9 protein-coding genes and 1 pseudogene are annotated in these 10,809 nt (G+C 58.7%); 4 read left to right on the top strand and 6 right to left on the bottom strand.

Features of this window, described 5'->3' with window-relative positions; translation table 11 throughout:
- The 3 genes and pseudogenes from KGB21_RS27105 to KGB21_RS27095 all read right to left on the bottom strand — a co-directional run.
- Positions 1-259: pseudogene (locus tag KGB21_RS27105) on the bottom strand (hypothetical protein); the annotation flags it as partial.
- On the bottom strand, positions 256-2,811 hold the full coding sequence (locus tag KGB21_RS27100) for a type VI secretion system Vgr family protein (RefSeq protein WP_223507262.1): 2,556 nt from the start codon (positions 2,809-2,811) through the stop codon (positions 256-258). The pseudogene KGB21_RS27105 and the gene KGB21_RS27100, both read right to left, overlap by 4 nt.
- Positions 2,812-3,215: 404 nt before the next feature.
- The gene (locus KGB21_RS27095) at positions 3,216-3,608 is read right to left on the bottom strand and encodes a hypothetical protein (RefSeq protein ID WP_223507261.1); all 393 of its coding nucleotides are present in this window, start codon (positions 3,606-3,608) and stop codon (positions 3,216-3,218) included.
- Positions 3,609-3,852: 244 nt separating this feature from the next.
- Between KGB21_RS27095 and KGB21_RS27090 the strand changes: the two genes are divergently transcribed.
- Positions 3,853-4,671, top strand: coding sequence for a shikimate 5-dehydrogenase (locus tag KGB21_RS27090; RefSeq protein ID WP_223507260.1), 819 nt, complete (start codon positions 3,853-3,855; stop codon positions 4,669-4,671).
- A gap of 118 nt (positions 4,672-4,789) precedes the next feature.
- On the top strand, positions 4,790-5,308 hold the full coding sequence (locus tag KGB21_RS27085) for a cupin domain-containing protein (protein WP_223507259.1): 519 nt from the start codon (positions 4,790-4,792) through the stop codon (positions 5,306-5,308).
- A gap of 183 nt (positions 5,309-5,491) precedes the next feature.
- On the opposite strand, the gene KGB21_RS27080 is transcribed toward KGB21_RS27085, so the two are convergent.
- Entirely contained in the window at positions 5,492-6,139 is a 648-nt protein-coding gene (locus KGB21_RS27080) for a YceH family protein (protein WP_223507258.1), read from the bottom strand.
- 139 nt (positions 6,140-6,278) lie between these two features.
- Between KGB21_RS27080 and KGB21_RS27075 the strand changes: the two genes are divergently transcribed.
- Positions 6,279-6,788 (top strand): DUF1993 family protein, encoded by a 510-nt coding sequence (locus KGB21_RS27075; protein ID WP_223507257.1) that lies wholly within the window; start codon positions 6,279-6,281, stop codon positions 6,786-6,788.
- Between the two features lie 154 nt (positions 6,789-6,942).
- Here the strand turns inward: KGB21_RS27075 and sstT are convergent, their stop codons facing one another.
- The gene (gene sstT / locus KGB21_RS27070) at positions 6,943-8,172 is read right to left on the bottom strand and encodes a serine/threonine transporter SstT (protein ID WP_223507256.1); all 1,230 of its coding nucleotides are present in this window, start codon (positions 8,170-8,172) and stop codon (positions 6,943-6,945) included.
- Positions 8,173-8,597: 425 nt separating this feature from the next.
- Between sstT and KGB21_RS27065 the strand changes: the two genes are divergently transcribed.
- A complete protein-coding gene (locus KGB21_RS27065; RefSeq protein WP_034146808.1) occupies positions 8,598-9,755 on the top strand; it encodes an MFS transporter in 1,158 nt (385 codons plus the stop codon).
- A 4-nt stretch (positions 9,756-9,759) separates the two neighbouring features.
- On the opposite strand, the gene nhaR is transcribed toward KGB21_RS27065, so the two are convergent.
- Positions 9,760-10,659, bottom strand: coding sequence for a transcriptional activator NhaR (gene nhaR, locus KGB21_RS27060; RefSeq protein WP_223507255.1), 900 nt, complete (start codon positions 10,657-10,659; stop codon positions 9,760-9,762).
- Positions 10,660-10,809: the final 150 nt, after the last annotated feature.

Below are 10,809 nucleotides of genomic sequence, written 5' to 3'. Positions count from 1 at the left end.
CCCGAGGCGATTCTTTGGCCTTTTGGTATTTAGCCCCATACCGCCCCGCCTTAAGATCCGGCCGATCCAGCCGCTCGTTCACCCCCTGACACAACCCGGTTTCCACTGATTCATACGACGCCCCGGGATCGTTCACGCCGTGCAGGAAAATCACCACCCCCGGCAGGTCGGCGGGAACCTCCATTTTAAGTGGGGCGTGGAAGTTGGGCAGCAGGCGGGTCGTGATTTGCGCTACACAATGCATATCTCCGCGGCTCATTGGCTGCCACCTTTCGGGTCTTTGCCACGCAACGCGGCCACTTGCGCCTGATGCATCTCCTCTCTCTCCACCTGTTCGGTCAGTCCGCTTGAATCCGTCAGTCCTTGCACCGCGCTGCCATCCTCCATTTCGATTTGGTAAGCGTGCTCGGCGGCCAATCGGGCGCCGGTATCGTCATGGCCGGGATAGTGAAGAGCCACGCGTCGGGCAGCAGAGTCACGGCCGAACAAGGGCGGTGAAGCACTGTCAGTCTTGGGTCCTGTCCAATCGTGATCGCTGGCATGCACCAAGACCTTGCCTTGCGTACCAATCTCCACGCCGCCACCAATCCTGATGAAGCTGCCGTCGTCCGCTACCAGTCGAATGGTGGGCGCCGTGATCACGACCTCGCCTTCGGCCGCAGACAGGTGCAGGTTCTTTTGGGCATTGGCGGTGATGTCGTCTTCCTGAGCCTGGATCAGCACCTTGCCGCGATTGGCAATGGCGCTGATGCCTTCATCCTGGGCGAAGGCGCTGATACCTTTGCCGGCCTGAAGGCGCATGGCCGCGCCGCTGGTCAACTGCAAATGATCCTGGGCGGTGGTGTCGTGGTTTTCACCGGCGTAATGAATTTGCGAGCGAGGCGTGGCGCTGGTGATTCCCGCTTCAGCCGCAACGGCCATGAGCGGGGCGCCGGGATTGTTGCTGTCCGGGGCTGGCCATTGGCTCAAGGACTCACGGAGCGCTTCGATGCCTTGGCGGTCCACCGATTGGCCACCCCGTGCAGCGGCAGTTTGGCCGAGGGTTTGAAACAGTTCGCCGCATTCGGCCAGCAACTTGAGCAGTTCTTCCCGATCAAGCTGCGAGCCCTGCGCATTCTGGCGCGCATAGGTCGTCAGCAACATGCCCTGGGCTGCCCGCAATGCAATGGCGGCATCGGTGCGCAGCTCAACGCCGTTACCGCGCGCCCGGGCCTTGCCGTCAGTTCGAGGATCAGTCAGTTTGCCCAGATTAAGCGCCGTGGCCTGATGGGTGGTTGCCATGCGCGCGCGTAACGCTCCTGGTGTGTCATCGAACAGCAGTTCGTTGAAGCCACGGCCCTTGTGTTCCTGGGTCTGGATTCCCGACAACGCCCGATTGCCCGGCAAACCTGTTGCATTGCTGAAGTGCGGAGGATAGTGGTCGCCGTTGTACAGCACCGCAGTGACAAGAGGGCGGTCAATGTCGCCTCCGAGGAACGTCACCAGCACTTCCTGGCCAATTCGCGGCAAAAACTGATGGCCAAAACCGCTGCCGGCACTGGGCATAGCCACCCTTACCCAAGTGGTGCCGAGCGGTAGGCTGTCCGCCCGTTGCCAGTGGAACCTGACCTGGATGCGAGCCATTTCATCGGTAAAGATTTCCTCTTCTGCGGGGCCGACCACAATGGCACTGAGCGGCCCTGCAATTCTCGGGCGCGGCACTGTAATCGGATGCCGGTAAGGGATTTTCTGGCGGATACAGGTGAACTGATTGCTGTACTGCGCCGGTTCATCCGTGAGGTAGTTGTTGCGACCCTGATGCTCGACCGATAGCAGCAGGAACTGTCGATCAGCCGCTACATCCCCTTCGTGATCAAAGTGCTGGGTCAATTCAAAGGTGTACCCCGGCTGCATGGCCCGGCAGGTACTGCTACCGGTAAACCGCTTGCCCTGAACTTCCATGGCCTCCATGCGATGGCGTACCAGGGTTTCGCCGCCCTCGGGTAGACCATGGCTGTAATGCCCCAGGAAGTCGTAAACCTCGTAGGGCTCGACGTCGCCCTGATCGTTTATGCCGCGCATGTGAATGGGCAGCCGATGTCTGGGTTGTTTGTAGTCGAATGTCTGGATGGCCATTTTTCCCGATTGCAGCTCTCGATGACTGCTCCATTGGGTGATCGAGTCGGCTTTCTCGGTGACAGAGGCACTGTGGTAACGAATCTGCGGTTGCTGCGGCAGTGGAGCCAGGGATCTTGATTGATCGGTGATGATCAGGTTGTGCCCTTGCTTCGTGTGGTCGAAGTAGAAGAACAGGCCGTCCTGCTCCATCAAGCGCAAGACAAAACTCAGATCGCTCTCGTGGTATTGGGTGGTGTAGCTATGGTTTTTCAAAGGCTGGTTAATGCGGAACTCAAACCGGGGCAGTGCGCCATAGTTCGCAAACACCGTGCGAATGATGTCCTCAATCGTTTGCTCCCGAAATATCCGGCAGTCGAAACGTCGCGACAACATCCACATCCACGGGCTGAGTGTCGCTGAGTAGTACGCCAGGCCACCGTCGCTTTTCAAAAGGCTGAAGCGGGTGATGTATCCGTGAATGAAGCGGGACTCGCCACTCCCCAATTCAATCTCGAGCAGCGCGGGTTTGCCGATTAATGATTTCAGCTCCAGCCCGGCATCGCGACTGATCAGCGACAGCTCGAAACTGAACAGCGTCGACACTTTTTCTGTGCCGCTGAAGTGCTCAAGGAGCAGCGCCTGCTCATCGCTGGTCGCGGTGGTTAGGTTGAACAAGCGCCGATTCCGGGGCGCAAAGATAGCGGCTAGGTCCATTTAACATTTTTGCTCCGACTTAAGCCTGGAGCACTCCTGAAAGTATCAGCCGCAGGATCAGGTAAGACGTCCTGTCCACTGAGTGAGCCGTGATGGCTGGACGTTAGCGGGCGCAAATTCATGGGCACAATGATGGCGATGTGGTGGCTTCGTAGGGTTTTTGCCGGATGAAAGACGCAAGGGGGCGTAGATGCTGGGGGATAGTCCGGAAACGGATTTAATGTTCAAAATGTAAATCAGAAAGGTCCTAAGAACCGTCCTACGCGCAGCAACGGGCGTAGCTTGAAATGCGCTGTGTTTTGACCGGTAGATTTAGCTGGGCGGCGACGGATGTGTAACCACGCTGGAGCGTAGAGCGGTCGCAAAAAAAAGCCCCGCTATTGCAGCAGGGCTTGATGATTGCGTCAGTAGTGGCCGTAGCCGTGTGGAGGGCCATAGTAACCGCGTGGCGGGCCGTAATAGCCACGGGGTGGTCCGTAGTAAACCGGTGCCGGACGGTAGTAGATCGGCTGCTGCACATAGACCGGCGCCGGCTGGTAGTAAACCGGTGGCGGTGCGACATAAACCGGTGCCGGTTGGGCATAGACCGGCTGCGCGTAGACCGGTTGTGCATACACCGGTTGTGGCGCGACATACACCGGCCGGTTGGCGTTGATCAGGGCCGAGCCGACGATGGCCGTGCCGACGATCGCTCCAAATACCGCCGCGTCATTACCACCCCCGCCATGGGCTTGCGCCTGTCCTGCGACAGCGAGAGCGCCGATCAGCAAGGCTACTGTGGGGATTTTACGGATCATGATAATTCCTCGGTTCTTCGCCCGGCGCTTGTGTCTGCAATAGACTCAAGGATTGTCGCGGGGATACTTCTAAGACAGCGTTTTTTGCAAAATCAGCACAGCCGCTGGGTAAATTTTGTGTAAGGTCTGTACCCGCTTGCTTACGATCATTTGAGGGTGCGGACAGGCACCGCAATACTATCGATCAGAACACGGTGGACTGGCTAATCCCGTCCATCCGAAAGTGCATTGGAAGGAGCTTCACATGCAGATGAACCCCAACAAAGACACGCAATTGTGCATGTCTCTCTCCGGACGACCAGGCAATTTTGGCCTGCGATTTCACAATCATCTGTATGAGCAATTGGGGCTGAATTTCTACTACAAGGCTTTCAGTAGCCAGGACCTTGCGGGCGCTGTTGGCGGCATTCGTGCCCTGGGCATTCGTGGCTGTGGCGTGTCGATGCCGTTCAAAGAAGCCTGTATTGCTCTGGTTGACGAGCTGGACGCCTCCGCGGCCGCCATTCAATCGATCAATACCATCGTCAACACCAAGGGCCATCTCAAAGCCTACAACACCGATTACATTGCCATTGCGCAACTGCTGGAAACCCACGAAGTCCCCAAGGACACCACGTTTGCCCTGCGTGGCAGCGGTGGCATGGCCAAAGCCGTGGCCAGTGCCCTGCGTGATGGCGGTTACAAAAACGGCCTGATCGTGGCCCGCAACGAGACTGCTGGCCGGGCGCTCGCTGAATCGCTGGATTATGGATGGCAGGCAGAGCTGGGTGCCCGACGCCCGCAAATGCTGATCAACGTCACGCCGGTTGGCATGGATGGGGGGCCGGAGGCCGGTCAATTGGCGTTTGATGCTGAAGTCATTGTGGCAGCGGACATTGTCTTTGATGTGGTGGCGATTCCCTCGGAAACACCGCTGATCGTGTGCGGTCGTGCTGAAGGCAAGCAAGTGATCACCGGCCTGGAAGTGATCGCAATCCAGGCGCTGGAGCAGTTTGTGCTTTATACCGGTGTTCGGCCGACGGATGAGCAGTTCCAGAAAGCGGTGGCGTTTGCGCGCAGTTGAAGATCAAAAGATCGCAGCCTTCGGCAGCTCCTACATGGGATTTATGTGCACCCTGTAGGAGCTGCCGCAGGCTGCGATCTTTTGCTGGTTGCCTTACAACAAGATCAAGGAGGTTTCCATGCATCCCCCCATTCTCAACCTGAATCAAGTCGAACTCGAACCGCTGCCCGAAGCCTTTGCCCCAACCGGTGAAACCGCCGGTCGCTATCAACAGCGTCAGGCGCGCATTGGCCAGCAACTGGGAGCGCAGAAGCTCGGGTATCGCTTGTATGCGCTGGAGCCGGGCATGCGCGGAAGTCCATTTCATAGTCATCGGGTCAACGAAGAAATGTTTTACGTGGTGGCCGGGGAAGGGGAAGTGCGCCTTGGCGCCGATCGCTTTGCGATCCGCGCCGGGGACGTGATTGCCTGCCCGGCGGGCGGCCCTGAAAAGGCACACCAGATCATCAATACCAGCAACGGCGAACTGCGATACCTGGCGGTCAGCACCCAGCAATCGCCGGACATTTGCGAGTACCCGGATTCCGGAAAGTATGCGGTGATGGATGACTTCAAGGTCGATGCCGAGGGCAATGCGTCGGGGTTTGTTGCGGTGGCTCGGCCGGGGGATGGTGTCGATTACTGGTATGGGGAGTAACTGACCCGAAAGCGCGCGAACGTGTGGCGAGGGAGCTTGCTCCCGCTGGGCTGCGGAGCAGGCTTGAAACCAGGCGGTGCGGTCATTCTGAAAAAATCGATTCGCCGGGTTTGCGACTGCTTCGCAGCCGAGCGGGAGCAAGCTCCCTCGCCACAGGGTTTATTTGAAAGGAGTTGAAAACGGTTATTCCAGCCGCGCCAATCGCTCTTCCAACGCCGCAATCCGCGCCTCGAGTTCTTCGATTCGCTCAACCGAAACACCACTTGCGCCACCACGCTCGACCGGGTTTTGCCGTGCAGCAAGAATTGCGTCGATATCTGCCGGATCACCCAGCGCATGCATATACCGGTCTTCACGCTGACCGGCCTGACGGGGAATCAGCAGCGCCAGACCACGGGCAATCAAGCGCTCAAGTTGATGCACCACCTGTTCGGCATCTTCGAAATCATGCATGCGGCCGCTGCGGGTCAACAGTTCATTGACCGTCTGCGGGCCGCGCAGGAACAGCAGCCCCGCCAGAACCACCTGGGCCGGTACCAATTCCAGCGCCTTGTCGACCTTGTGCTCCCAGCGATCCGCGCGGCTGCCCATCACCAGTTTGGTGAAACCACGGCCCTCGAGGGCGCGCAGGCTCTGGCCGACCTGGCCCTGGGTCAGGTTCATCACCGGCTCGCGGCTGGTTTTCTGGTTGCAGGCAATCACCAGGGCATTGAGGGTCAGCGGATAGGTTTCCGGGCTGGTGGCCTGTTTCTCGATCAACGAACCGAGAATGCGGATTTCCGTGCTGTTGAGGCGCGGTTCGTCGAAAGTCTGTTCTTGTTCAGTGCTCATCGCGCTTTTCCCTATGCAGTCGAAGCATGCCGTTGAAGCCGCCTAGCGTAATCCTTGCAAGATAAAAGACAAGCCGCAGAAGGGGCGGGCATGGCTATAATCGGCCCACGTTTCCCTCCTGTCACCACATGAGACTGCCATGACCATTTCCCTGTACGACGCTTCCGTCCCTGTTTTCAAACAAATGCTCAATGCCTTGAGCGATGTGCTGAACAAGGCCGAAGCCCACGCCACCGCGAAAAACATCGACCCGAACGCATTCCTGCAGGCTCGCCTGTACCCGGACATGTTCCCGCTGGTGCGTCAGGTGCAGATCGCCGTTGATTTCGCCAAAGGCGTCTCCTCGCGTCTGGCCGAAGTCGAAGTGCCGAAGTACGAAGACACCGAAACCACCTTCGCCGAGCTGCAAGCACTGATCGCCAAGGTTCTGGCCTACATCGGCGAGATCAAGCCAGAGCAGATCAACGGCAAGGAAGGCATCGAAATCATCACCCGTCCGGGCACGCCGAAAGAGAAGCGCTTCAGTGGCCAGGCTTACCTGCTCAGCTACGGCCTGCCGCAGTTCTTCTTCCACGTCACCACCACCTACGCATTGCTGCGTCACAACGGTGTGGAAGTGGGCAAGCGCGATTACATGGGCGCGTTCTAAACCGCCCAGCCACAAAAAAGCCCGCCAAGGTTTGCGCCTTGGCGGGCTTTTTTATGGTGAATCAAAAGATCGCAGCCTTCGGCAGCTCCTACAGAGGTACGCGTGCCTCAGTAGGAGCTGTCGAGTGAAATGAGGCTGCGATCTTTTGATCTTTTTACGCTAAACGCTCAGTTTTCTCTTCTTCACCCAGACAAGCCGCCGCCGTGAACAGCACATCCGTAGAAGAATTCAAAGCCGTCTCCGCCGAATCCTGCAACACCCCGATAATGAAACCCACCGCCACCACCTGCATCGCGATTTCGCTCGGAATGCCAAACAAACTGCACGCCAACGGAATCAGCAGCAACGAACCACCCGCCACACCCGAAGCGCCACACGCACAGATCGCCGCTACAACGCTGAGCAGGATCGCCGTCGGAATGTCCACGGCAATCCCCAAGGTATGCACCGCCGCCAGGGTCAGCACGGTAATGGTAATCGCCGCGCCGGCCATGTTGATGGTGGCGCCGAGCGGAATCGATACCGAGTAAGTGTCTTCATGCAGGCCCAGGCGCTTGCTCAACTCCAGATTGACCGGAATGTTCGCCGCCGAGCTGCGGGTGAAAAACGCAGTAATGCCACTTTCGCGCAAGCACATCAGCACCAGCGGATAAGGATTGCGGCGCAGCTTCCAGAAAACGATGGCCGGGTTCATCACCAGCGCCACGAACAGCATGCAGCCCAACAGCACGGCCAGCAGATGCGCGTAACCGATCAAGGCACCAAAACCGGATGTGGCCAGGGTCGACGCCACCAGGCCAAAGATCCCCAGCGGCGCGAAACGAATCACCAGGCGCACGATCAAGGTCACGCCGTTGGACAAATCACCCAGCACTTCGCGGGTGGTGTCACCGGCATGACGAATGGCGATGCCCATACCGATGGCCCAGGCCAGAATACCGATGAAGTTGGCGTTCATCAGCGCACTCACCGGATTATCGACCACGCTCAGCAACAGGCTTTGCAGCACTTCGCTGATACCGCCCGGCGCCGTCACCGCGACATCCTGGGTCGAGAGCACCAGACTCGACGGGAACATCATGCTGGCCACTACCGCGACCACCGCCGCAGCGAAGGTGCCGAGCAAATATAGAAACAGAATCGGCCGGATATGGGTTTCCTGACCGTGCTTGTGGTTGGCGATTGACGCCATGACCAGCACAAACACCAGAATTGGTGCGACCGCTTTCAGTGCGCTGACGAACACTTTGCCAATAAACGCGGTGGACTTCGCCGTTTCAGGCGCGAACAGGGCCAGGGCAATACCGGCGATCAGGCCGATCACGATCTGCGTGACCAGGCTCAGGCGTTTGAGGCGTTGCAATAGCGAGGGTGAAGTGGTCATAAAACGGCATCTCTGATTTTTTATAAATGCATGGTTTCGCAGGTTTGCGGCAACGAACAGGGCAGGCCGCAGGTGGGAAACCGAGGGGGAACACGGGGCTAAGCCAGCACTGATGACCCTGTGGCGAGGGAGCTTGCTCCCGCTGGACTGCGCAGCAGGCCCATTTGTTGAGGCCGCTTCGCTGCCCAGCGGGAGCAAGCTCCCTCGCCACAGGTTCAGTGTTTCGGCATGAAGGCCGCGACTTTATCATAGCGTCGGCATAATCCTTCAGACCTGTGACGATCTGCCACCCATGTGTTCAACGGGATTTGCAGGTTCGTGCAACCGCATCTGGAAACACTCTGTTAAGCTTCGCCATCCTCATTTTCAAGTTTGCCAGTGAGCCTTCGGGCTATCGCTGGTGTCGTCGTTTTCTGGAGTTTTGCATGCGGTTGTTACCCATTCTTCTGTTGTCCGCTGCCGGTTTCACGGTGCTGACCACGGAGTTCATCATCGTCGGCCTGTTGCCGGCCATCGCCCGTGATCTGGACGTCAGCATCCCGCAAGCGGGGTTGCTGGTCACACTGTTCGCCTTCACCGTTGCCGCGTTCGGGCCGTTCCTCACGGCGTTTTTCGCCCGCTTCGAGCGGCGCAAGCTGTTCATTTCGGTGCTGATAATGTTTGGCCTGGCCAACACCCTCGCGGCTTTCGCCCCGAACATCTGGGTGATGGCGTTCGCCCGGTTGATTCCGGCGCTGGGGCTGCCGGTGTTCTGGGCGCTGGCCAGCGAGACGGCGGTGGACATCGTCGGGCCGGACTACGCCGGACGCGCCATCGCCAAGATCGGCTTTGGCATTGTTTGCGCCACGGTGTTCGGCATTCCGGTGGGTACGCTGATTTCCGATGCGTTCGGCTGGCGTAGTGCCTTTGGCATTCTGGCGGTGATCGCCTTTGCCAAGGCGTTGTTGCTGTTTATCTACCTGCCGAAAACCAGTCTGCATCAGCATCAAGTGAGCTTTCGTTCACAGTTCAAGATCCTGCGCAGCCCGTTGATGATCGGTCACGTGTTGCTGTCGGTGATTGTGTTCAGCGGCATGTTCACCGCTTATACCTACCTGGCCGACATCCTTGAACGCCTGGCCGGTTTCAACGGTACGGTGGTTGGCTGGTGTTTGATGGGCTTCGGTGCGGTGGGACTGATCGGCAACTCTCTGGGTGGCCGTGCGGTGGATCGTCATCCGCTGATGGCTTCGATGATGTTCTGCGCGTTCATGATCGCCGGCCTGGTGGCATTGGTGCCGAACATTCATTCGCCCATGGGACTGGCGGCAGCGATGGGCATCTGGGGCGTGACTCAGGCGGCGTTGTTCCTGGTCAGCCACGTGCGTTTGATGAAGGCTGCGCCGGAAGCGCCGGCGTTCGCGGCATCGCTGAACATTGCCGGGGCCAACCTCGGGATTGGCCTGGGTGCGATGATCGGCGGCCGGGTGATCGACAGCGTTGGCCTGCAAGGCCTCGGTTTCGCCGCAGCCGCGTTTATCCTGGCCTCGATCCTGTTGGCCATCGCGCTGATGACCTTCAAGCCGCGCGAAGTCTGCGCCTGACGCTTCACAGTTCGGTAAACAGCTCGCGTCGGGCACCTTCGGTAATAGCGACAATGCCGGGGTGCTTGACCTTGCGTTCCACCGAAATGGCATAGAACGACTCGCTCACCGCGTCGGTCTGGCCAATCACCTCCACGCCATACTGGCGTTTCACTTCATCGGCAATCACGCTCGGGCCGATGAAAATCCCGCTGCCGGATTGCCCGAAGGCCTGCATCAAGGCGCTGTCATCGAACTCGCCGACAATCTTCGGCTGGATCTGCTGTTCGGCGAACCAGCGCTGCAAACGGCTACGCACTACGGTTTCCGGGCCGGGAATCAGCAGCGGCGCGCCGTGCAGGCTGCCAGGAAAGTCCTGGCCGTAACGCGCCGCCAGCTCAGAGGTGGCGAAGAAACTGATCCCGCATTCCCCGAGTTTCTGGCTATAGCCCTTGATGTCCAGGTGCGAGGGCATGGGGCTGTCGGAGATCACCAGGTCCAGGCGCTGGATCGCCAGGTCGGCCAATAACCGTTCAAGCTTGTCTTCGCGACAGGTGATGCGCAGCGGTTCGCTCAGTTCCATGGTCGGCGCGATCAGGCGATAGACGATGGACTTGGGCACCACATCAGCTACGCCGACCCGGAACAGAATCTGCTGCTCGTTGGGCTGCGCCCGCAGCATCAACTCCAATTCGCCACCCAATTGAAACATCTGCTCGGCGTAGGGCAGGGTCTGCCGACCGGCCTCCGTGAGCTCAAGCTGTCGGCCGACCCGGCGAAACAACTCGATGCCATAGGTTTGTTCGAGCAGCGAGATCTGCCCGCTGATGGTCTGCGGCGTCAGGTTCAGCTGTTCGCAGGCGCGCACGATGCTGCCAGTCTTGGCCACCACCCAAAAATAATGCAGCTGTCGGTAATTCAGCATCTATACGGGCCCTACAAAAAAACTGGAATTCTGGATTCGTAAAAACCGAAGTATACGCGCTGAAAATACGAATTTTCCTGAAGTGTCTGTCTCCCTAGAATGCGTCGCTATCAACGGGCCATCGTTTCGGTCCCGTTCGTTCTATTGAGG

Origin of the sequence: Pseudomonas sp. GL-RE-29, from assembly GCF_019947275.1 — a bacterium.
GTDB lineage: Bacteria > Pseudomonadota > Gammaproteobacteria > Pseudomonadales > Pseudomonadaceae > Aquipseudomonas > Aquipseudomonas fluorescens_A.
Note: the sequence above shows the minus strand (reverse complement) of the source record. Positions and strands in the feature narration are given on the sequence as shown.